Source organism: Streptomyces sp. NPDC020597 (assembly GCF_044335095.1).
Lineage (GTDB): Bacteria > Actinomycetota > Actinomycetes > Streptomycetales > Streptomycetaceae > Streptomyces.
Window position 1 is genome coordinate 55,813 of the sequence record NZ_JBIRUL010000007.1, and the last position, 21,121, is coordinate 76,933.

Consider the following 21,121-nt stretch of genomic DNA (forward strand, 5'->3'; position numbering starts at 1 on the left):
GCGGTAGGACACCGCCCCGTGGGGCGACGAGGGGCGGCCGGATGGATCCGGCCGCCCCTCAGCTGTTCCTCACCCGAGCACCCTGCCGGGCTGACGCTGCGTCATTTCGACGGCAGACGGGGGAACCTGCGTCCCTTCCCGGACTTCTCCGCCTCCGCCTTCGCGGCGGCCTCCTCCGCCTTGGCGACGGCCGCGTACTGGTCCACGTACTCCTGCTCGGACAGCGAGAGGATGGCGTACATGATCTCGTCGGTGATCGCGCGCAGCACGGCCTTCTCGTGCTCCATGCCGAGGTAGCGGGAGAAGTCGAGGGGCTTGCCGAACCGGATCACGACCGGGTGCAGGGTCGGTACGACCTTGCCCGGCGGCTGCGCCTCGAAAGTGCCGATCATCGCGCAGGGGATCACCGGCACCTGCGCCCGCAGGGCCATCACGGCGACGCCCACCTTGCCCTTGTAGAGCCGGCCGTCGTGCGAGCGGGTGCCCTCCGGGTAGATGCCGAGCAACTCGTCCTTGCTCAGGACTCCCAGGCCCTCGCGGATCGCTGCCTGGCCCGCCTCCTTGCCGGAACGGTCCACCGGGATCTGACCCGCGCTGCGGAAGAAGGCCGCGGTCAGCCGGCCCTTCAGGCCGGGGCCCGTGAAGTACTCGGCCTTCGCGAGGAACGTGATCCGCCGCTTGAGGATCGCGGGCATCAGGAAGTGGTCCGAGAACGACAGGTGGTTGCCCGCGATGATGGCCGCTCCCGAGTCCGGCACATGCTCCAGACCCTCTATTCGGGGGCGGAAGAGCAGTCTCAACAGCGGCCCCAACACCACGTATTTCAGGAGGTAGTAGAACAAAGGGTGTCGCTCCTCGTGTCCGGCGGATCGGCTCGTGGCCGTGTTCCAGCAGGTCAACCGGCATGGTGTGGGGTGCCAGTGTAGGGGCAGGCGGCAACTGCCGGAACCGTTCCGTTTCGGCCCCCGCCCCCCTCGCCCGTCACAGCCGTACGACGACCAGGGCCGTGTCGTCGGTCGCGCCGCCCGACGGCAGGAGCTCCCACAGCACCGCGTCGGCGAGGCTCTCCGGGTCGGCGTCCCGATGCCGGGCCAGCGACTCCGCGAGCCGGTTCAGCCCCGTGTAGATGTCCTCCTGTCGCCGCTCGATCAGACCGTCCGTGTACAGGGCCAGGGTGGCGCCCTCGCTGTAGGTGGTGCGCGCCTCGGTCCGCGGGGCGGGGTCGGGCCGGGCGTCCAGCGGGGGATCGGTCGCCCGGTCGAGGAACTCCACCCGCCCGTCGGCGTGCACGAGGACGGGCGGCGGGTGTCCGGCGCTGCTGTACGTGATGGTGTGACGGTCGAGGTCGATGAACGTGGTGACCGCGGTGGCCGATTCGGCTCCGTCCACGACGTGCGCGTACCGCCCGAGGACGTTCAGCGCCTCGCCCGGGCCGCGGGCCACCCGGGAGGTCGCGCTGAGCGCGCTGCGCAGCTGGCCCATCACCCCGGCGGCCTCCAGACCGTGTCCGACGACGTCGCCGACCGACACCCCGATGCGGTTGCCGCCGACCAGGTCGACCAGGTCGTACCAGTCCCCGCACACGTTGAGCGCGCCGACCGCCGGCCGGTAGCGCACCGCGGCCCGGTGGTGCCCGGCCTGCAGGCGTGTCGGCAGCATCGCCTCCTGGAGGGCGAGGGCCACCTCGCGCTCGCGGGCGTGGGCCAGCCGCAGCCGCTCGTTGAGCTCCTGCAGCTCACGGGCGCGCGTGTACAGCTCGGCCTCCAGCACCCGGCCTCGGCTGCCGGCCCGCCCGCCGTCGGCTGCCGACCCGCGCCCACCGCGGGCCCGGATCAGCTCGGTGACCTCCTCGACGCGGTGCACCAGCAGCACCACCGACCCGTCCGGGCCGTACACCGGGGCGTTGACCGGGCTCCAGTAGCGCTCCTCCCACTCGCCGGGCCGTTCGGCCGACTCGACGTCGTAGCGCTGCAGCGCCATGGTGTCCCGCTCGCCGGTGGTCAGCACCCGGAGCAGCGACGCCTCCAGGTTGCGCATGCCGTTGGCGCCGGGGTCCTCGGGGTTGTCGGGGAAGACGTCGAAGAGGTGCCGGCCGACCATCTGCTCGCGTTTGCGCCCGGCCACCCGCAGGAACTCCTCGTTGGCGTCCGCGTACACCAGCTCGGGCGTGAGCAGCGCCACCATGCCCGGCAGGGCCTGGAACACCGCCGCGTAGTCGATCGCCGTGTCGTTCATGGCCTGCGCCCCATCTGCCGGTATTGCGCCATTTTCTCATGTGATACGACGAATGTGTCCTGCCGATCACACGTCGGGGTCCGTCAGCGACTGCTCCGCCCAGATGACCTTTCCCTCGGGGAGGAAGCGGGTGCCCCACCGCTGGGTGACCTGGGAGACCAGCAGCAGCCCCCGGCCGCCCTCGTCGGTGGCCCTCGGATGGCGCAGATGGGGTGCGGTGGCGCCGCCGTCGAAGACCCCGCAGAACAGGGTCCGCCCGCGGATCAGCCGGAGCCGGATCGGCCCCGTGGCGTACCGGATGGCGTTGGTGACCAGCTCGCTGACGACCAGCTCGGTGGTGAACGACAGCTCCGGGAGCCCCCACTCCGCCAGCCGGCGGCTCGCGGCCTTGCGTGCCTCGGCGACGGCCGCCGGGTCCGCGGGCAGCTCCCAGTCGGCCACCTGGCCGGCCGGCAGACGGCGGGTGCGGGCCATCAGCAGGGCCACGTCGTCGTACGGACGGGCCGGGACGAGGGCGTCGATCACCGTCCGGCAGTGCAGGTCGAGGGCGTCGGCCGGGCGTTCCAGGGCCTGGCGCAGCCGTTCCCGGTCGGTGTCCGGCGCCCCCTGCTCGTCGTCGGCCAGCAGGCCGTCCGTGTGCAGGGCGAGCGTGCTGCCCTCCGGCAGGACCAGCTCGGCCGACTCGAAGGGCGGCCCGCCCACACCGAGCGCGGGTCCCTGGGGCAGATCGACGAACTCGACGGTCCCGTCGGGCAGCACGACGGCCGGCGCGGGGTGTCCGGCGGCGGCCATCACGCACCGCCCGTCGACCGGGTCGTAGACGACGTACACGCACGCCGAACCCGCCGCGTGCCTGCCGTCGGTCCCGGACCCGGAGTCCTCCGTGACGGGCTTCTCGTCCCCGGTGTCGTCCTCCTCCTCGTCCATGCGGGTGACCAGGTCGTCGAGGTGGGCGAGGACCTCCGCGGGCGGCAGGTCCAGCGCCGCCAGGGTGCGCACCGCGGTCCGCACCCGCCCCATGGCCGCCGCGGCGTCGATGCCGTGCCCGGGCACCTCGCCGACGACGAGCGCCACCCGGGCCCCCGACAGCGGGATCAGGTCGTACCAGTCACCGCCGAGGCCGGTCAGCTCGTCGGCCGGCCGGTAGCAGGCGGCCACCTCGACGGCGTCCTGTTCGGGCAGCCTGCGCGGGAGCAGGTTGCGCTGGAGTGCCAGGGCCGCGTCCCGTTCGCGGGTGTAGCGCCGTGCGTTGTCCACGCAGACGGCGGCCCGCGAGACGAGGTCCTCGGCGAGCGCCAGGTCGTCCTCGTCGAAGGGCTCGCGCCGGTCGCTCCGCAGGAACGTGGTGACGCCCAGGACGGTGCCCCGCGCCCGTACCGGCACGATCAGGGCGCTGGGCGGGCCCGACCCGGCGGGCTGCACGGCGGCCCATTCCTCGGCGCGCCCGGCGCGCGGGCGGCCCGCGTCCTGCGGGGCGCCCAGGTCCTGCGGGCCGCCCGGGCGCCACGCTCCCCGCGGGCCGACCGGCTCGAGCCGGTCCACCCGCCAGGGCCGTCCGTCGGCCAGAGCGCGCACCGGCGGCGAACCCGCGGGGTAGACGACCGCGGCGGCCCCGGCTGCCGCGGCCGGACCGTCGGCGTCGGAGGTCGTCTCGGCGTCCCCGGCCCGCCGCCGCCCCGCCCTGCGCAGCGTCACGGCGTCGTCGGGGCCGCACGCCGACCGGGCCGGCGCGGGCTCCGCGCCCCGAAGCACCGGCTCGAGCAGGTCCACGGTGACGACGTCGGCGAAGTCCGGCACCGCCACGTCCGCCAGTTCCTGTGCCGTCCGGGTGATGTCGAGGCTGCGGCCGATACGCCGGCCGGCCCGGTCGAGCAGGGCGAGCCGCTGCCGGGCGCGATGCCGCTCGGTCATGTCCACGACCGTGTAGTAGACGCCCATCGGGCCGCCCCGCTCGTCCTCCAGCCGGGTGAAGGACAGCATGTGCGCCGTCTCCCGGTGCGGAGCCGCCTGCACCGTGCCCAGCAGCTCGTAGCCGATGACGGGCTCCCCGGACTCCAGCACCCGGCGCATCTGCTCCTCGATCGACGCGGAGTCCAGGCCCGGCTGCACATCCGCGAGGCGCAGCCCCAGCCGGCGCTCCGGAGGCCCGCCGCCGAACCGCGCCAGGGCCGCGTTGGACCACACGAAACGCAGATCGGTGTTGACGATGGCTATGCCGATCGGGGAGTCGCCGACCATCTGCTCCAGCACCGAACGGCTCATGTTCCAGCCCGGGGCGTCGGACATCTCGTTCAGCAGGGCCAGCCAGCGCGCGGGACCGCCGGGCTCGTGGGCGGAGGTCAGACGCACCATGACCGGCACCGGGCGCCCGTCCCTGCGGCGAGCCGACAGCAGCCCCGCCCAGCCGCCGTCCTCGCGGCACCGCGCGAGAACGTCCGGTACCCGTCCGGCGTCGGCGCGGGTGAGCAGTGCGGCCAGGTCGCTGCCCACGGCCTCGGCCGCCGGATACCCCAGCAGCCGCTCGGCGTCCCTGGTCCAGCTCGTCACCACGCCCCGCTCGTCGAGCAGCAGGGGCGCGGTGTCCGCCACGTCGAACCGCCGGCGGGCAGTGTCGTCCTCGTCCTCAATGCCCACGGCCGGCCTCTCTGTCGCTGAGAGTGGTCTACCACCTCCCGACCCAATCTTCACCCTGCCTGCACAAGTGCGGCCGGGCCACCCGGGGCGACGCGGGACCCACCCGCACCGGCCCCGGGCAGACGGCGGAGCCGTCAGGCGCCCCGCGTCAGCACCCGCTCCAACGCGCCCAGCGCCGCGGCCAGTTCCTCGCCGGTGATGGTCAGCGGCGGCGCCAGCCGGATGGTCGAGCCATGGGTGTCCTTGACCAGGACGCCCTCCCGCATGAGGCGCTCGCTCACCTCTCGGCCCGTGCCGAGGGCCGGGTCCACGTCGACCCCCGCCCACAGCCCGCGCGAGCGGAAGCCGACGACGCCCTTGCCGACCAGCGAGGTCAGCCCCTCGCGCAGCACGACGCCCAGTTCGGCCGCCCGGCGCTGGAATTCACCCGTCTCGAGCAGCTCCACCACCGCCGTGCCGACCGCGGCGGCCAGCGGATTGCCGCCGAACGTCGACCCGTGCTCGCCGGGCCGCAGCACCGACAGCACCTCCCGCCGGGCCACCACCGCCGACACCGGCACGATGCCGCCGCCCAGCGCCTTGCCGAGGAGCAGCACGTCGGGCACGACCTCCTCGTGCTCCACGGCCAGCGTCCGCCCGGTCCGCCCGAGCCCGGACTGGATCTCGTCCGCGACGAAGAGGCAGTTCGTCCGGCGGGTCAGCTCCCGCACCCCCGCCAGATACCCGTCGTCGGGGACGACGACGCCGGCCTCGCCCTGGATCGGCTCGATCAGCACCGCCGCCGTCGTCTCGTCGACCGCCGCCTCCAGCGCGGCCAGGTCGTTGTACGGGACGATCCGGAAACCCGGCGTGAACGGGCCGAAGCCCGCCCGGGCCGTCTCGTCCGTCGAGAAGCTCACGATCGTCGTGGTGCGGCCGTGGAAGTTGTCGGCGGCCACCACGATCGTCGCCCGGTCGGCGGGGACGCCCTTCACGTCGTACGCCCACTTGCGGGCCACCTTGACGCCGCTCTCGACCGCCTCCGCGCCCGTGTTCATCGGCAGGACCATGTCCAGGCCGGTCAGCTCCGCGAGCCGCTCGGCGAACCCGGCGAGGCGGTCGTTGTGGAAGGCGCGGGAGGTGAGCGTGAGCCGGTCCAGCTGGCGGTGGGCCGCCTCGATCAGGGCGGGGTGCCGGTGGCCGAAGTTGAGCGCCGAGTAGCCGGCCAGCATGTCGAGGTAGCGGCGGCCCTCGACGTCCTGCACCCACGCGCCCTCGGCGCTCGCGACGACCACGGGCAGCGGGTGGTAGTTGTGCGCGAGGACCGGCTCCTCGGCGCGGATCAGATCGGCGGAGGAGCGCGTCGGGACGACGGGTGCGGTCATGAACGAATCTCCTGAGTGCAGCACTTGATGCCCCCGCCGGCCTTCTGGAACTCCGAGAGGTCGACGGGGACGGGGACATAGCCGCGCTCGCCGAGCCGGGCGGCGAGGGCCTCGGCCCGGGGCGCGATGAACACATGACGGCCGTCGGACACCGAGTTCAGGCCGAACGCCATGGCGTCGTCGCGGGTGGCGAGCACCGCGTCCGGGTACAGCCGCGCCAGCACCTCGCGGCTGCCCTGCGAGAAGGCCTCCGGGTAGTACGCGACGTTGTCGTCGTCGAGGACGAACAGCGCCGTGTCCAGGTGGTAGAAGTGCGGATCCACCAGGGTCAGGCTGATCACCGGGTGACCGAAGAACTCCTGCGCCTCGCGGTGCGCCTCACGGGTCGTGCGGAACCCGGTGCCGGCCAGCACGTACCGGCCCGTCCACACCAGGTCGCCCTCGCCCTCGCAGACGGCCTCCGGGCGGTGGACCTCGTAGCCCGCCGCCTTGAACCAGGTGTCGTAGTGGACGGATTCGGGACGCCGCTCCGGCGCGTGGAACAGGGAGCCGAAGACGCGGCCGGCGACGACGACCGCCGAGTTCGCGGCGAAGACCATGTCCGGAAGGCCGGGAGCCGGCTCCACGGCCTCCACGGTGTGGCCGTGGCTGCGGTAGGCGCTGATCAGCCCCTGCCACTGCGCCTGGGCGAGGTCGACGTCGACGGGGGTGTCGGGATGCATCCACGGATTGATCGCGTACTGCACGGCGAAGTGTCTGGGTTCGCAGACGAGGAAGCGCCGGGGGCGCCGCACACGGCTTTCGGTCACAGAGGGGTTCCTCCGTTTTCCTGCGGTGTCGACTGAGGGTTGACACCACGGTAGGAACCGACGGGGATGCCCGACAAGCAACGAGCATTGCGTGTCCACGCACGAACGCTGCGTGATTCGCCCTGCTGACGCAGGTTCGCTGCGTCATCGCAGGTTTGTTCGCAGGTTTATTCGGGAGCGGGCTGCGTCGCGCCCGCCTCCGGGCTCTCCGGCAGCAGATGCGACAGCACCATCACGCTGATCGTCTTCCGGATGAACGGCTCGACCCGGATCCGCTCCAGCACCTCCTCGAAGTGCTCCACGTCCCGCGCCCGCACATGCAGCAGCGCGTCCGCACCGCCCGTCACCGTCATCGCCGCGGTGATCTCCGGATGGTTGCGCACCACCTCCGCCAGCCGCCTCGGCGGCGCGGCGCCCTCGCAGTACACCTCGACGTAGGCCTCCGTGCTCCAGCCCAGCGCCGCCGGCTGCACCGTGGCCGTGAACCCCGTGATCACCCCGGTCTCCCGCAACCGGTCCACCCGGCGCTTGACGGCCGTCGACGACAGCCCGACGGCCGTGCCGATCTCGGCGAAGCTCGTCCTGGCGTTCGCCATCAACGCGGTGATGATCTTCCGGTCGAGATCGTCGAAAAGGGCGCCGCCGTCACTCATGTCCGCACTGTATCCAGCACGAACGTCCGGTCCCCGTACATGTCCCGCCGCGCCGATCACCCCTACACTCCACCTTCATGCTGCGCGCCCTCGCCGTCGACGACGAACGCCCCTCGCTGGAGGAGCTGCTCTTCCTGCTCTCCGCGGACCCCCGCATCGGCAGCGTGGAGGGCGCCGGCGACGCGACCGAGGCGCTGCGCCGCATCAACCGCGCACTGGAGTCCGGACCCGACGGCCCCCACGCCGTCGACGTCGTCTTCCTCGACATCCAGATGCCCGGCCTCGACGGCCTCGACCTGGCCCGTCTGCTCACCGGCTTCGCCCGGCCCCCGCTGGTCGTCTTCGTCACCGCCCACGAGGACTTCGCCGTCCAGGCCTTCGACCTCAAGGCCGTCGACTACGTCCTCAAACCGGTCCGCAAGGAACGCCTCGCGGAAGCCGTCCGCCGCGCCGCCGAACTGCGCGGCGCAGCGCCCCGCATCCCGGTCCACGAACCCGACCCCGACCACATACCCGTCGAACTCGGCGGCGTGACCCGCTTCGTCGCCGTCGACGACATCACCCACGTCGAGGCGCAGGGCGACTACGCCCGGCTGCACACCGACCGCGGCAGCCATCTCGTCCGCATCCCGCTGTCCACCCTGGAGGACCGCTGGGGCGCCCGCGGCTTCGTGCGCATCCACCGCCGCCATCTCGTCGCCCTGCGCCACATAGGCGAACTCCGGCTCGACGCCGGCACGGTGAGCGTCCTCGTCGGCGGCGAGGAACTCCAGGTCAGCCGCCGTCACGCCCGCGAACTGCGGGACCTGCTGATGAGGAGGCCCTGACCGTGCCCCATCAGGACCCCGCCGAACGACGTGTCGTCGTCACCCGCCCCGGCCGCCGCGCCGTGCCCCACGCCCGGCTCCGCTCCCGCGGACGCCACCCGCACGCCTCCGGCTACTACCGCCCGCGCACCGAGATCGACGAGCAGACCACCCTGGGCGACACCTACGTCCGCTCCCTGATGCGGTCCCAACTGCGCGCCGCACTCACGGTGTTCGCCGTCCTCGCGCTCCTCGTGGGCCCGCTGCCGCTGCTTTTCGCGGCGATGCCCGACGCCCACCGCCTCGAATGGGCGGTCCTCGGCTTCTGCCTGTACGCCCCGCTCGTCCTGCTGGCCCGGTGGTACGTGCGCCGCGCCGAGCGCAACGAACGGGACTTCGTCCGGCTGGTCGAGGACCGGTGAGGGCGAAGCGACGATGAACTCGACCTTCGCCGTGCCCGCCGTCGCCCTGGTGGTCGTCGCGACCGTACTGGTCGGCGCCTTCGGCCTGCGCATCTCCCGCACCACCTCCGACTTCTACGTCGCCTCCCGCACCGTCGGCCCCCGACTCAACGCGGCCGCCATCAGCGGCGAGTACCTCTCCGCCGCCTCCTTCCTCGGCATCGCGGGCCTCGTCCTCGTCCAGGGCCCGGACATGCTCTGGTACCCGGTCGGCTACACCGCCGGCTATCTGGTCCTGCTGATCTTCGTCGCCGCCCCGCTGCGCCGCTCCGGCGCCTACACCCTCCCCGACTTCGCCGAGGCGCGGCTCGCCTCGCAGGCCGTGAGACGGCTCGCGGGCGCCTTCGTCGTCGGTGTGGGCTGGCTCTACCTGCTGCCCCAGCTCCAGGGCGCAGGACTGACGCTGACGGTGCTCACCGGCGCTCCCGACTCCCTCGGCGGGCTGATCGTCGCGCTGGTCGTCACGGCCACCGTCGCCGCGGGCGGCATGCGCAGCATCACCTTCGTGCAGGCCTTCCAGTACTGGCTCAAACTCACCGCGCTCCTCGTCCCCGTCCTCTTCCTGGTCCTCGCCTGGCAGAGCGACGGCGCGCCCCGCGACGTCTTCGAGGAGCCCGCGGCCTTCCGCGACCAGCGGGTGGTGCGGGTCGGCGACACCCTGGACCTGAAGCTGGACCGCCCCCTGACCGTGACCGTGGACGGCACGGTCGACGGCCGCCCGCACGAGGACGCGCTGCTCCGGCTGCCCGCCGGCACCCACCGCATCGAGCGGGGCGCCCGCCTCACCTTCGCCGAAGGCGCCACGGTCCCCGCCGCCGAACGCGGAAGCAGCGGCGGCATGTCCACCTCGCTCGCCACGAGCCGTGAGGAGCGGCCGCTGTACGCCACCTACGGGCTGATCCTCGCCACCTTCCTCGGCACCATGGGCCTGCCGCACGTCGTCGTGCGCTTCTACACCAGCCCGCACGGCGTCGCCGCCCGCCGCACCACGGTCGCCGTCCTCGCCCTGATCGGCGCGTTCTACCTCCTGCCGCCCGTCTACGGCGCCCTCGGCCGCATCTACACGCCCGAACTCGCCCTCACCGGCGACGCGGACGCGGCCGTCCTGCTGCTGCCGGACCGGGTGATCGGCGGCCTCGGCGGCGAGCTGCTGGGCGCGCTGGTCGCCGGCGGCGCCTTCGCCGCGTTCCTGTCCACCGCGTCCGGACTGACGATGGCGGTGGCCGGGGTGCTCGCCCAGGACGTTCTGCCGACCCGCGGCGTGCGGCACTTCCGGCTCGGCACCGGGCTCGCCATGGCCGTCCCGCTGGCCGCCAGCCTGCTGGTGGGCGGACTGCCGGTGGCCGACGCCGTGGGGCTGGCCTTCGCGGTGTCGGCGTCCTCGTTCTGCCCGCTGCTGGTGCTCGGCATCTGGTGGCGCCGGCTGACGCCGCCCGGCGCGGCCGCCGGCATGCTGGTCGGCGGCGGATCGGCGTTCGTCGCGGTCGCCGCGACGATGGCCGGCCTCCCCGGCGCGGGCCCGGCGCACGCCCTGCTCGCCTGGCCCGCCCTGTGGTCCGTGCCGCTCGGCTTCCTCACCATGATCCTGGTGTCCCTGGCCACCCCGAACCGCGTCCCGTCCGGCGCCTCCGCCATCCTGGCCCGCTTCCACCTGCCGGAGGAACTGCGCACCGCGCCGGCCGCGGAGGCGAAGCCGTGAGCGGCTTCCTGGCGGGCGTCTGCATCGCCATCCTGCCGTTCCTCGCCGCCGGCTTCTGGCTCGGGCGGCGGACCGGACGGCCGGAGCGCCTCGGGGGCCTCGGCACCCCTGTCGAGCACGCCACCTTCCAGACCCTGCACACCGCGTCCCTCGCGGCGCCCCCGCTGAGGGCGGGACTGACCGAGGAGACCGCCCGCAGGTCGGCCCGCAGACTGCGCACCCTGCTCGGCACGGACGCGCTGTGCCTGACCGACGAGGAGCAGGTGCTGGTCTGGGACGGCGTGGGGGCCCATCACCGCGCCGAGATCATGGAACGGCTGGCCGGCCCGCTGGACAGCGGTCGCGGCGAGGCCTTCCGCCTGGCCTGCGAGCACGCCGACTGCCCCGTCCGCTGGGCCGTGGTCGCCCCGCTCACCGTCGACGACCGGGTGCACGGCGCGCTCGTCGCCTGCGCGCCCCGCGAGTCCGCCGTCCTGGTCCGGGCGGCGGGCGAGGTGGCCCGCTGGGTGAGCGTCCAGCTGGAACTGGCAGACCTCGACCAGTCGCGCACCCGGCTGATCGAGGCGGAGATCAAGGCCCTGCGCGCCCAGATCTCCCCCCACTTCATCTTCAACTCCCTCGCCGTGATCGCCTCGTTCGTCCGCACCGACCCCGAGCGCGCCCGCGAACTGCTGCTGGAATTCGCCGACTTCACCCGCTACTCGTTCCGCAGACACGGCGACTTCACCACCCTCGCCGACGAGCTGCACGCCATCGACCACTATCTGGCGCTGGTGCGGGCCCGCTTCGGCGACCGCCTCGCCGTCACCCTGCAGATCGCCCCCGAGGTGCTCCCGGTGGCGCTGCCGTTCCTGTGCCTCCAGCCGCTGGTGGAGAACGCCGTCAAGCACGGTCTGGAGGGCAAGGCCGGCACCTGTCACATCCAGATCACCGCGCAGGACGCCGGCGCCGAGGCACTCGTCGTCATCGAGGACGACGGAGCCGGCATGGACCCGGGGGCGCTGCGCCGCATCCTGGCCGGAGAGGTCGGGCCCTCCGGCGGCATCGGCCTGTCCAACGTGGACGACCGGCTGCGCCAGGTCTACGGGGACGACCACGGCCTGGTCATCGAGACGGCTCTCGGGGCGGGTATGAAGATCACCGCCCGGCTGCCGAAGTACCAGCCGGGCGTGCACTCGGCGGCCCGGCTCGGCCCCGCGTGATCAGGTGGTCCGCATCACCACCAGGGCGAGGGTGATCAGCCCGAGCACCACCCAGCCGAACCACAGCCAGCCGTTGCTGCCGAGCGCCACCGTGTAGGCGGTCACCGCGACGAGTCCGCCGACGGTGAGCACGCCCATGGTCTTCGTGGAACCGTCCGTGGTACCGGCCATCGCGACACCCTCCTCAGGGCCGCCCTCCGCCGGGCGGGTCCCCCTCCATGGTGCCCCGGGATCAGCGCCCGCGTGCGTCGAGTGACGCAAGATAGGCGTTGTAGGCCTCCAGCTCCTGGTCCCCGTCGCGGTCGGCGGCCCGGTCCTTGCGACGGGCCTGGCGCTGCTCGGAGCCGTACCACTGGAAGAGCAGCGCGATCAGCACCAGCACGGAGGGGATCTCGCTGAACGCCCAGGCGATGCCGCCGGCCGCGTTCTGGTCGGCGAGCGCGTCGATGCCGAGGGAGGCCGGCGGGTTCTCGAACGTCTTCACCATCGGCTGCGAGGCCATCATCAGCGCGATGCCGAAGAACGCGTGGAACGGCATGCCCGCGAACAGCTCCAGCATCCGCATCAGATAGCCCGGCCGGTTCGGACCCGGATCCACGCCGATGATCGGCCAGAAGAACACCACACCGACGGCGAGGAAGTGCACCATCATCGCGAGGTGCCCGGTCTTCGAGCCCATCAGGAAGTCGAACAGCGGGGTGAAGTACAGGGCGTAGAGGCTCGCGATGAACAGCGGGATCGTGAACGCGGGATGGGTGACGACGCGCATGTAGCGGCTGTGCAGCAGCATCAGCAGCAGCTCACGCGGCCCCTTGCGCCCCCGTTCGGCGGCCGGCAGCGCGCGCAGCGCGAGCGTCATGGGGGCGCCGAGCAGAAGCAGGATCGGCGAGAGCATGCTGATCACCATGTGCTGCACCATGTGCACGCTGAACATGACCATGCCGTAGTCGTTCAGGCCGGTGCACATCACCAGCATCACGGTCAGCACGCCCACGGCGAACGACACCGTCCGCCCGACCGGCCACGCGTCCCCGCGCCGCCGCAGCCGCAGCACGCCCCACCCGTACAGTCCGAGCCCCAGGAGACAGGCGACGAGGAAGAACGGGTCCGCCGACCACTGAAGGCCCCGTCCCAGCGTGAACGGCGGCAGATCCATCGTCATGCCGTGCCCGCCGTGGTCCATTGCGCCGGCTCCTGATTCGTGGGGGGTTGTACGTTTCCTGCCGCCCCAAGAGTAGAACCGCCCCCGGCGATCTTCGTCACCGGGGGCGGCTGTAGTCGTGGCCCTCCTACAGGACGGTCTCGGCCTCGGCGTACCGCTCGTCGGGGACCGTCTTCAGCGTCTCCACGGCCTCCGCCAGCGGCACCATCACGATGTCCGTGCCGCGCAGGGCCGTCATGTGACCGAACTCGCCGCGGTGCACGGCCTCCACGGCGTGCCAGCCGAACCGCGTGGCCAGCACCCGGTCGTAGGCGGTCGGCGTGCCGCCGCGCTGCACATGCCCGAGGATGACCGGCCGGGCCTCCTTGCCGAGCCGGGACTCCAGCTCGATGGAGAGCTGCCGGGCGATGCCGGCGAACCGCTCGTGGCCGTAGACGTCCTTGGCGCCCTCGTCGAAGGCCATGCCGCCGGGGGCCGGCTTGGCGCCCTCGGCGGCCACCACGATCGCGAACCGCTTGCCCGCCTCGAACCGTTCGCCGACCCGGCGGGCCAGCTCCTCGATGTCGAAGGGCCGTTCCGGCACGACGATGGCGTGCGCGCCGGCCGCCATGCCGGAGTGCAGCGCTATCCAGCCGGTGTGCCGCCCCATGACCTCGACCACCAGAACCCGCTGGTGCGACTCGGCAGTGGTCTTCAGCCGGTCCAGCGCGTCGGTCGCGACGCCGACGGCCGTGTCGAAGCCGAAGGTGACGTCCGTGACGGCGATGTCGTTGTCGATGGTCTTCGGCACGCCGACGACGGGCAGCCCGCTGTCGGACATCAGCCGGGCCGCCTTGAGGGTGCCCTCACCGCCGATCGGGATGATCGCGTCGAGCCCGAGGTCCTGGACGTGGCCCCTGGCCCGCTCCACGCCGTCCCGCAGATGCGAGGGCTGGACCCGCGAGGAACCGAGGATGGTGCCGCCGCGGGCGAGGATGCCGCCCACCGCGTCGAGGTCGAGCTTGAGGTAGTCGCACTCCAGGAGGCCCTTCCAGCCGTCCCGGAAGCCGATGACCTCGTCGCCGTGGTCGACGACGGCGCGGTGCACGACGGACCGGATGACGGCGTTCAGGCCGGGGCAGTCGCCGCCGGACGTGAGGACACCAATGCGCATAGCCCGAAACAACCTTCTCCACGTGGGCCTGGTCCGGACCACACTGTCCGGCTCGAATCCCCGCCACCCTAGCGGCAGGAGGGGGCGGGGCCGAAGCACGCGTCCGCCTGCTGGACGCACCTGCTCACCTGTGCGGATGCGCCGTCAGACGGGCTGCTGACGGCGCCCCGAAGAGCAGGTGAACAGATGAGTCACGCGGGGCGCCGGATCACGCGGGCTGCCAGGTCACGCGGGGCGCCGGGTCACGCGGGCTGCTGGGCGGCGGCGATGCGCTCGTTGCGCAGCGCCTCGTACCAGCGGTCGTCGATCGGCGGCAGCGCGTTCACGTCGAGCGCCAGCTTCAGCAGCAGGTCCGCGATCAGCGGGTTGCGCGCGAGCACCGGACCGTGCATGTACGTGCCGAACACGGTGTCGTTGTACGCGCCCTCGGTGCCGTCGCCGGTGCCGTTGCCCCGGCCGAGCTGCACGCGGGCCAGCGGACGGGCGGTCGGGCCGAGGTGGGTGATGCCCTGGTGGTTCTCGAACCCGGTCAGCTGCGGCAGGCCGAGGCGCGGGTCGATGTCCGCGAGGACGTCGCCGACGCACCGTTCGCCCTCGCCGCGCGTCGTCGTCACGTCCAGCAGGCCGAGACCCGGCTCGCGCTGGCCGAGGTCGTTGACGAACTCGTGGCCCAGGATCTGGTAGCCGGCGCAGACCGCGAACACGATCGCGCCGTTGTTCACCGCCTGGTACAGGTGCGCGTCCCGGCGCAGCCGCTCCGCCGCGAGCCGCTGCGGCCGGTCCTCGCCGCCGCCGATGAGGTAGATGTCGCCGGAGGTCGGGATCGGCTGGTCGCTGCGCACGTCGAGCCGCGCCACGTCGAGGCCGCGCTGGCGCGCGCGGCGCTCCACGACGAGGGCGTTGCCCTGGTCCCCGTAGGTGCTCAGCAGGTCCGGGTAGATCCACACCAGCCGCAGTTGGTTGTCGCTCATGGGAATGGGATCGTCCTTCGGGTCAGTTGCCGACGCGGCGGCGGAGGTCCTGGAACGCGGTGTAGTTCGCGATGACCTCGATCCGGCCGGGCGGCGCCTGCTGCACGGCCTGGTCGAGGTTCTCACAGACCTGGAAGTGCTGGTTGGCGACTTCGAGGCGCACCGCCAGGTCCAGCTTCCGGTCGCCGACGACGAAGATCGGGTGGCCGGTCAGCCGCGTGTAGTCGACGTCCCACAGCCAGGAGGTGTCGGTCCCGTCGGCGCCGCGCGCGTTCACCGAGAGGATGACCGGGGTCGGCGGCGGGTCGATGAGGCTGAACGTCTCGAGCCAGCCGGCCGGGTTCTTCGCCAGCAGCAGCCGAAGGTCGCGGCCCTGGAACTGGACGACGTCGTAGCGCCCGGCGACGGCCTGCACCGCGTACATCCGCTCCAGCGCCACCTGCGGAGGCACGCCGAAGACGGCGGCCACGGCGGCCGAGGAGGCGGCGTTGGCCTTGTTGGCGCGGCCCGGCAGCTGGAGGTGGATCGGCCAGGCCGATCCGTGCGGGTCGATGACGTGGTCGCCGGAGAGCGCCCAGCTCGGCGTCGGACGGCGGAAGCCGCACTCGCCGCAGAACCAGTCGTCGCCGGGCCGCTGCATGACGCCGCCGCAGGACGGGCACGACCAGGCGTCGTCCTTCCACATCTGGCCGGCGGCGACCCAGACGACGTTGGGGGAGGAGGAGGCCGCCCAGACCACCAGCGGGTCGTCGGCGTTGGCGACCACCACGGCCTTGGAGCCGGCGAGCCCCTCGCGCCAGTTCTCCGCGAGCATCCGGGTCTCGGCGGCGCGGTCCAGCTGGTCGCGGGAGAGGTTGAGCAGCGCGATGCACTTGGGCGCGGTGTCCCGGGCGACGCCCGCGAGGTACTTCTCGTCGACCTCGATCACGCCGTAGCGGGCCTCGGAGCCGCCCGCGAGGGCCGAGGTGATGCCGGCCGGCATGTTGGCGCCGAGCGCGTTGGAAACGACCGGGCCGGCGGCGCGCAGCGCCTCGGCGATCAGCCGGGTGGTCGTGGTCTTGCCGTTGGTCGCCGAGACGAGGACCACGTCCAGGTTCTGGGCGAGCCTGGCGAGGAGGTCGGGGTCGAGTTTGAGCGCCACCCGGCCGCCGATCACCGAACCGCTGCCGCGCCCCGCGGCGCGCGACGCCGCCGCGACCGCCTTGCCCGCGGTCACGGCGATCTTGGCCCGCGGCGTGAGCGGGTCCGAGTTGCCTGCCATCAGTTCTCGATCCTCCTTGCGTACGCGCCGCGCCTCTGCCGTACGGCAACGTGGTAGGCGGTCAGCCTATCGAGATCCATTCGCACTCCCGAATCCCGGCACCGCTTCACGTCGCCCGCGGCATGCGCGTGTCAGAAAGGACCGTACCCTTGCCGCCATGCGACACGGCTCCATCCCGGGCGCCCGCGGGCGCGTCCGGCCCCTCACTCTGCTCGGCGACCCCGTCCTGCACACCCGTTGCGAGGACGTCACCGACTTCGGCCCCCAACTCGCGCGTCTCGTCGAGGACATGTTCGCGACGATGTACGCGGCCCAGGGCGTCGGCCTGGCGGCCAACCAGGTCGGCGAGGCGCTGCGGGTGTTCGTCTACGACTGCCCCGACGACGAGGACGCCCGTCATGTGGGCCATGTGGTGAACCCGCGCCTGGTCGAGGCCGACGGCCTGGTTCTGCGCGGTCCCGAGGGGTGTCTGTCCCTGCCCGGGCTGGAGGCGGGGACGGAGCGCCACGACCACGCCGTGGTCGAGGGCCGCACGATGACGGGGGAGCGGCTGCGGGTCCACGGCACGGGATTCTTCGCCAGATGCCTGCAGCACGAGTGCGACCACCTGGAGGGCGTGGTGTACGCGGACCGGGTGTCGGGCTGGCGCGGCAGACGGCTGGCGCGCCAGGTGCGCCGGGCCTCCTGGCACGACACCCCGTAGGGGCTCGGGCGGTACGGGTCGGCCGCGCCGGCCACCGGGCAGGGCGGCCGGACGGGGCGGCCGGGTAGGGCGGCCGGGTGGGGTGCCGACGCCCTCCGGATCCACCTGCGTGCGGACCGCCCCGCGTACCCGCGCGGCGGTCCCGGGTCAGAAGCCGGGGCCGCCGACCTTGTCGCCGGCCGCCGCGAGACGACCCCACAGCAGGTCGGCCAGACTCCGCACCAGCTCGGCGCGGGAACACGGCCGCTCGCCGAGCCACCAGTCGCCCGCCGCGTGCATCATCCCGACGATCCCGTGCCCCCACACCCGGGCGAGCTGCTGGCTGCCGGGGCCGAGATCCAGCCGGTCCTCGATCACCTGGGCCAGCTCCTCGCCCATCCGGCGTAGCAGGGGCGCGCTGTGCTTGCCCACGTCGAAGCCCTGGTCGGGGCCCGTGCCCGTGTCGGACGGGTGCATGAGGAAGCGGTACACCTGCGGCCGGGCCTCGATCGCGGCGAGGTAGGTGTCGAGGGTCGCCTCGACCCGTTCCCGCCGTTCGGCGGGCGCGTCCAGCGCGGCGCGCAGCGAGTCCAGCAGGGCGTCCGTGTGCCGGGTGGCGAGGGCGGCGTAGAGTCCGCCCTTGTCGCCGAAGTGGCGGTAGAGGATCGGCTTGGTGATGCCGGCCTCCGCCGCGATGGCGTTCATGGACGCCTGTGGGCCGTCGCGCAGCACCACCCGGTCGGCGGCCTCCAGCAGCTCGCGTCGTCGGCGGTCGGCGGACCGCTGTTGCTCGGTCCGCTGCGTGGTGTCCATGTGCTCTCCCCACCCGTGCTGTTTCGGTGACGCCTGCGCAAACTAACACCTGACAGCAGCCTGACATCGAACGGGTGGAAGGGCTCCTGTGCCGTCATCAGGAGTTGACTTTTCCTACCGACCGGTAACAGACTCGCGTTACCGCTAGTAACACGCACCGCCGCTGGAGGGGACATGGCCGAGTTCACCATGGAGCTCAACGACGAACAGAAGGAGGTCCGGGACTGGCTGCACGGCTTCGCCGCCGACGTCATCCGCCCCGCGGCAGCCGAATGGGACGAGCGTGAGGAAACTCCCTGGCCGGTCATCCAGGAGGCCGCGAAGGTCGGCATCTACTCCCTCGACTTCTACGCGCAGCAGTACTTCGACCCCACCGGCCTCGGCATCCCGATGGCCATGGAGGAGCTGTTCTGGGGCGACGCGGGCATCGCCCTGTCCATCGTGGGCACCGGGCTGGCCGCCGTGGGCGTCCTCGCCAACGGGACCGAGGAGCAGATCGGCACCTGGATCCCGCAGATGTACGGCGACGCGAACGACGTCAAGGTGGCCGCCTTCTGCTCCTCCGAGCCCGACGCCGGCTCCGACGTGGCCTCCCTGCGCACGCGGGCCGTGTACGACGAGGCCAAGGACGAGTGGGTGCTCAACGGCACCAAGACCTGGGCGACCAACGGCGGCATCGCCAACGTCCACGTGGTCGTGGCGGCCGTGGACCCCGAACTCGGCTCCAAGGGGCACGCCTCCTTCATCGTCCCGCCGGGCACCCCGGGTCTCGCCCAGGGCCAGAAGTTCAAGAAGCACGGCATTCGCGCCTCGCACACCGCCGAGGTCGTCCTCGACGACGTGCGCGTCCCCGGTTCGTGCCTGCTGGGCGGCAAGGAGAAGCTGGACGAGCGGCTGGCGCGGGCCCGCGAGCGGGCGAAGACGGGCGGCGAGCGGGTGAAGAACGCGGCGATGGCCACGTTCGAGGCCTCGCGCCCCGCCGTCGGCGCGATGGCCGTCGGCACCGCCCGCGCCGCCTACGAGGTCGCCCTCGACTACGCGAGGACACGAGAGCAGTTCGGCCGCCCGATCATCGACAACCAGGGCGTCGCCTTCCAGCTCGCGGACATGCGCACCGAGATCGACGCCGCACGGCTGCTGGTCTGGCGGGCCTCCTGGATGGCGGTCAACGGCAAGCCGTTCACGGCCGCCGAGGGCTCGATGTCGAAGCTGTACGCCAGTGAGACCGCGAAGAAGGTCACCGCGCAGGCCATCCAGATCCTCGGCGGCAACGGGTATACGCGGGAGTACCCGGTGGAGCGCATGCACCGCGACGCCGCCATCTACACCATCTTCGAGGGCACGAGCGAGATCCAGCGCCTGGTGATCGCCAGGACGCTCTCCGGGATGTCCATCCGGTAGTGCGGCGGCAGCGGGCGCGTGGGGGCTGTTCGCACAGTTCCCCGCGCCCCTGACGCCGGGCGCGGTGGACGGGCCCAAGGCGCGCGGGGAACCGCGTGACAGGCCGCGACGCACCCGCACCCGGCGGCGAACCGCCCTCCTACGAAGTCCCCCCGCTGCTGTGGGCGATGCACGCCACGTCGATGCGGTCGGCCAGCTTGGCCAGTTCGATGGTCAGAGCGGCCACCGTGTCCTCGTCGAGACCCTCCGCCCCGGCCTCGACGAGATGCAGCCACCGGCCCCCCAGCGTGCGGAGAAGCTTGCTCACATCCGCCGCGGCCACCTGCAGGGTCCCGCGGTCGTCGACGATCAGGGGCAGGGTCACTTCGCGGTTCACATCCGGGATCGTAGCCGCGCGGCGGTCACGCACCGTGCCAAACCGTGGTGATGTTGCAGAACTCCCGGATTCCGTGCCCGGACAGCTCACGGCCGTATCCGGACCGTTTCACCCCGCCGAACGGGAACCCCGGATGGGACGCGGTCATCCCGTTGACGAACACCCCGCCGGCCTCCAGGTCCCGGACGAACCGGTCCACCTCGGCCTCGTCGCGCGTCCAGACGTTGGAACTCAGCCCGAACGGCGAGTCGTTGGCGATCAGCACCGCCGCGTCCAGATCGGCCGCCCGGTACACGGTCGCCACCGGCCCGAACGCCTCCTCGCGGTGGATGCGCATCTCCCGCGTGACCCCGGCCAGGACGGTCGGCGGGTAGTACCAGCCGGGCCCCTCGGGCCGCGCGCCCCCGCACAGCACCCGGGCCCCGAAGCGCCGCGCGTCGTCCACCAGTTCCTCCAGGTCCGACCGCCCCTGCTCGCTCGCCAGCGGGCCGACGTCCGTCCCCTCCTCCAGCGGATCCCCGACCTTCAGCGCCGCCATGCCCGCGACGAACCGCTCGGTGAACGCGTCGTACACGTCCGTGTGAACGATGAACCGCTTGGCGGCGATGCACGACTGCCCGTTGTTCTGCACACGCGCGGTCACCGCGACCTCGGCCGCCCGGTCGACGTCCGCGGACGGCATCACCACGAACGGGTCGCTGCCGCCAAGCTCCAGCACCGTCTTCTTGATCATCTCGCCCGCGGTGGCGGCGACGGCCCGTCCGGCCGGCTCGCTGCCGGTCAGGGTCGCCGCCTTGACGCGTTCGTCGCGCAGGATGCCGTCCACCGCGCCCGAACCCACGAGCAGGGTCTGGAAGCACCCCGCGGGGAAGCCCGCCCGGTGGAACAACTCCTCCAGGTACAGCGCGGTCCGCGGCACGTTCGAGGCGTGCTTGAGCAGCCCCACGTTGCCCGCCATCAGCGCCGGCGCGGCGAACCGCACGACCTGCCAGAGCGGGAAGTTCCACGGCATCACCGCGAGCACCGGGCCCAGCGGCCGGTACCGGACCACGGCGCGCGAGCCGCCGGAGTCCTTGACGTCGGCGGCGGCCGGCTCCTCGTCGGCGAGCAGTTCCTGCGCGTGATCGGCGTACCAGCGCATCGCCCGGGCGCACTTCGCCGCCTCGGCCCGCGCCTGCCCGACCGGTTTGCCCATCTCGACGGTCATGGTCCGGGCGATGTCCCGCTGGTCCTCGTCGAGCAGGTCGGCCGCCCGGTTCAGCATCCGTGCGCGTTCGGGGAACGTCGTCGTCCGGTACGTGCGGAAGGTGGCCTCGGCGAGCTGGAGCCGGCGTTCCAGCTCCTCCTCGTCCATGGCCTCGTACGTCTCGAGCGTCTCGCCGTTCGCCGGGTTCACCGTCGCGATGGGCATGACCGACCTCCTGGGGAGCTGGCTGTGT

At 72.6% G+C, this 21,121-nt stretch carries 20 protein-coding genes; 6 read left to right on the plus strand and 14 right to left on the minus strand.

Going from position 1 to position 21,121, the window contains the following annotated elements; genetic code table 11:
• Positions 1 to 101: 101 nt before the first annotated feature.
• The 6 genes from ACH4ZA_RS14485 to ACH4ZA_RS14510 form a co-directional block, all read right to left on the minus strand.
• Positions 102 to 842 carry a lysophospholipid acyltransferase family protein gene (locus ACH4ZA_RS14485; protein WP_398429564.1) on the minus strand — a complete coding sequence of 247 codons (741 nt, stop codon included), beginning with the start codon at positions 840 to 842 and terminating at the stop codon, positions 102 to 104.
• Between the two features lie 139 nt (positions 843 to 981).
• Positions 982 to 2,235: a PP2C family protein-serine/threonine phosphatase gene (locus ACH4ZA_RS14490; RefSeq protein ID WP_398429565.1), complete on the minus strand. Its 1,254-nt coding sequence runs from the start codon at positions 2,233 to 2,235 to the stop codon at positions 982 to 984.
• 66 nt (positions 2,236 to 2,301) lie between these two features.
• A complete protein-coding gene (locus ACH4ZA_RS14495) occupies positions 2,302 to 4,869 on the minus strand; it encodes a SpoIIE family protein phosphatase (protein ID WP_398429566.1) in 2,568 nt (855 codons plus the stop codon).
• Positions 4,870 to 5,003: 134 nt separating this feature from the next.
• Positions 5,004 to 6,233, minus strand: coding sequence for an ornithine--oxo-acid transaminase (rocD, locus tag ACH4ZA_RS14500; RefSeq protein WP_398429567.1), 1,230 nt, complete (start codon positions 6,231 to 6,233; stop codon positions 5,004 to 5,006).
• On the minus strand, positions 6,230 to 7,042 hold the full coding sequence (gene ddaH, locus ACH4ZA_RS14505; RefSeq protein WP_398429569.1) for a dimethylargininase: 813 nt from the start codon (positions 7,040 to 7,042) through the stop codon (positions 6,230 to 6,232). Before ddaH ends, rocD begins: the two co-directional genes overlap by 4 nt.
• Positions 7,043 to 7,209: 167 nt before the next feature.
• Positions 7,210 to 7,695: an Lrp/AsnC family transcriptional regulator gene (locus ACH4ZA_RS14510; RefSeq protein ID WP_398429570.1), complete on the minus strand. Its 486-nt coding sequence runs from the start codon at positions 7,693 to 7,695 to the stop codon at positions 7,210 to 7,212.
• A gap of 77 nt (positions 7,696 to 7,772) precedes the next feature.
• On the opposite strand from ACH4ZA_RS14510, the gene ACH4ZA_RS14515 reads away from it, so the two are divergent.
• From ACH4ZA_RS14515 to ACH4ZA_RS14530, 4 genes are read left to right on the plus strand one after another with little or no spacing between them, the layout of a single operon-like run.
• Entirely contained in the window at positions 7,773 to 8,522 is a 750-nt protein-coding gene (locus ACH4ZA_RS14515; RefSeq protein ID WP_398429571.1) for a LytR/AlgR family response regulator transcription factor, read from the plus strand.
• 2 nt (positions 8,523 to 8,524) lie between these two features.
• Positions 8,525 to 8,923 carry a hypothetical protein gene (locus ACH4ZA_RS14520; protein ID WP_398429573.1) on the plus strand — a complete coding sequence of 133 codons (399 nt, stop codon included), beginning with the start codon at positions 8,525 to 8,527 and terminating at the stop codon, positions 8,921 to 8,923.
• Between the two features lie 13 nt (positions 8,924 to 8,936).
• A complete protein-coding gene (locus ACH4ZA_RS14525; RefSeq protein WP_398429574.1) occupies positions 8,937 to 10,661 on the plus strand; it encodes a cation acetate symporter in 1,725 nt (574 codons plus the stop codon).
• Positions 10,658 to 11,863, plus strand: coding sequence for a sensor histidine kinase (locus ACH4ZA_RS14530; protein WP_398429575.1), 1,206 nt, complete (start codon positions 10,658 to 10,660; stop codon positions 11,861 to 11,863). Before ACH4ZA_RS14525 ends, ACH4ZA_RS14530 begins: the two co-directional genes overlap by 4 nt.
• Here the strand turns inward: ACH4ZA_RS14530 and ACH4ZA_RS14535 are convergent, their stop codons facing one another.
• From ACH4ZA_RS14535 to ACH4ZA_RS14555, 5 genes are all read right to left on the minus strand, one after another.
• Positions 11,864 to 12,034: a hypothetical protein gene (locus ACH4ZA_RS14535; protein ID WP_107445193.1), complete on the minus strand. Its 171-nt coding sequence runs from the start codon at positions 12,032 to 12,034 to the stop codon at positions 11,864 to 11,866.
• A 61-nt stretch (positions 12,035 to 12,095) separates the two neighbouring features.
• Positions 12,096 to 13,046, minus strand: coding sequence for a cytochrome c oxidase assembly protein (locus ACH4ZA_RS14540; protein WP_398429577.1), 951 nt, complete (start codon positions 13,044 to 13,046; stop codon positions 12,096 to 12,098).
• A 106-nt stretch (positions 13,047 to 13,152) separates the two neighbouring features.
• Entirely contained in the window at positions 13,153 to 14,178 is a 1,026-nt protein-coding gene (locus ACH4ZA_RS14545; RefSeq protein WP_398429578.1) for a 6-phosphofructokinase, read from the minus strand.
• A gap of 242 nt (positions 14,179 to 14,420) precedes the next feature.
• The gene (locus tag ACH4ZA_RS14550) at positions 14,421 to 15,149 is read right to left on the minus strand and encodes a type 1 glutamine amidotransferase (RefSeq protein WP_398429579.1); all 729 of its coding nucleotides are present in this window, start codon (positions 15,147 to 15,149) and stop codon (positions 14,421 to 14,423) included.
• 22 nt (positions 15,150 to 15,171) lie between these two features.
• A complete protein-coding gene (locus ACH4ZA_RS14555) occupies positions 15,172 to 16,410 on the minus strand; it encodes a MurT ligase domain-containing protein (RefSeq protein WP_057580793.1) in 1,239 nt (412 codons plus the stop codon).
• 157 nt (positions 16,411 to 16,567) lie between these two features.
• Here ACH4ZA_RS14555 and def point away from each other — a divergent pair, with 157 nt between their 5' ends.
• The gene (def, locus tag ACH4ZA_RS14560; protein ID WP_398429580.1) at positions 16,568 to 17,113 is read left to right on the plus strand and encodes a peptide deformylase; all 546 of its coding nucleotides are present in this window, start codon (positions 16,568 to 16,570) and stop codon (positions 17,111 to 17,113) included.
• Positions 17,114 to 17,260: 147 nt separating this feature from the next.
• On the opposite strand, the gene ACH4ZA_RS14565 is transcribed toward def, so the two are convergent.
• Positions 17,261 to 17,905: a TetR family transcriptional regulator gene (locus ACH4ZA_RS14565; RefSeq protein WP_351685236.1), complete on the minus strand. Its 645-nt coding sequence runs from the start codon at positions 17,903 to 17,905 to the stop codon at positions 17,261 to 17,263.
• Between the two features lie 174 nt (positions 17,906 to 18,079).
• On the opposite strand from ACH4ZA_RS14565, the gene ACH4ZA_RS14570 reads away from it, so the two are divergent.
• Positions 18,080 to 19,306: an acyl-CoA dehydrogenase family protein gene (locus tag ACH4ZA_RS14570; protein WP_398429582.1), complete on the plus strand. Its 1,227-nt coding sequence runs from the start codon at positions 18,080 to 18,082 to the stop codon at positions 19,304 to 19,306.
• Positions 19,307 to 19,445: 139 nt separating this feature from the next.
• Here ACH4ZA_RS14570 and ACH4ZA_RS14575 read toward each other — a convergent pair whose 3' ends face one another.
• Both ACH4ZA_RS14575 and ACH4ZA_RS14580 read right to left on the minus strand, forming a co-directional pair.
• A complete protein-coding gene (locus ACH4ZA_RS14575) occupies positions 19,446 to 19,682 on the minus strand; it encodes a DUF6213 family protein (protein ID WP_398429583.1) in 237 nt (78 codons plus the stop codon).
• 25 nt (positions 19,683 to 19,707) lie between these two features.
• Entirely contained in the window at positions 19,708 to 21,093 is a 1,386-nt protein-coding gene (locus ACH4ZA_RS14580) for an NADP-dependent succinic semialdehyde dehydrogenase (RefSeq protein ID WP_398429584.1), read from the minus strand.
• Positions 21,094 to 21,121 lie beyond the last annotated feature (28 nt).

Coding starts and splice junctions, on each gene's coding strand:
- ACH4ZA_RS14490 (WP_398429565.1), bottom strand. CDS start 2,235: ATGAACGACACGGCGATCGACTACGCGGCGGTGTTCCAGGCCCTGCCG.
- rocD (WP_398429567.1), bottom strand. CDS start 6,233: ATGACCGCACCCGTCGTCCCGACGCGCTCCTCCGCCGATCTGATCCGC.
- ACH4ZA_RS14510 (WP_398429570.1), bottom strand. CDS start 7,695: ATGAGTGACGGCGGCGCCCTTTTCGACGATCTCGACCGGAAGATCATC.
- ACH4ZA_RS14515 (WP_398429571.1), top strand. CDS start 7,773: ATGCTGCGCGCCCTCGCCGTCGACGACGAACGCCCCTCGCTGGAGGAG.
- ACH4ZA_RS14525 (WP_398429574.1), top strand. CDS start 8,937: ATGAACTCGACCTTCGCCGTGCCCGCCGTCGCCCTGGTGGTCGTCGCG.
- ACH4ZA_RS14535 (WP_107445193.1), bottom strand. CDS start 12,034: ATGGCCGGTACCACGGACGGTTCCACGAAGACCATGGGCGTGCTCACC.
- ACH4ZA_RS14540 (WP_398429577.1), bottom strand. CDS start 13,046: ATGGACCACGGCGGGCACGGCATGACGATGGATCTGCCGCCGTTCACG.
- ACH4ZA_RS14545 (WP_398429578.1), bottom strand. CDS start 14,178: ATGCGCATTGGTGTCCTCACGTCCGGCGGCGACTGCCCCGGCCTGAAC.
- ACH4ZA_RS14550 (WP_398429579.1), bottom strand. CDS start 15,149: ATGAGCGACAACCAACTGCGGCTGGTGTGGATCTACCCGGACCTGCTG.
- ACH4ZA_RS14555 (WP_057580793.1), bottom strand. CDS start 16,410: ATGGCAGGCAACTCGGACCCGCTCACGCCGCGGGCCAAGATCGCCGTG.
- def (WP_398429580.1), top strand. CDS start 16,568: ATGCGACACGGCTCCATCCCGGGCGCCCGCGGGCGCGTCCGGCCCCTC.
- ACH4ZA_RS14565 (WP_351685236.1), bottom strand. CDS start 17,905: ATGGACACCACGCAGCGGACCGAGCAACAGCGGTCCGCCGACCGCCGA.
- ACH4ZA_RS14570 (WP_398429582.1), top strand. CDS start 18,080: ATGGCCGAGTTCACCATGGAGCTCAACGACGAACAGAAGGAGGTCCGG.
- ACH4ZA_RS14580 (WP_398429584.1), bottom strand. CDS start 21,093: ATGCCCATCGCGACGGTGAACCCGGCGAACGGCGAGACGCTCGAGACG.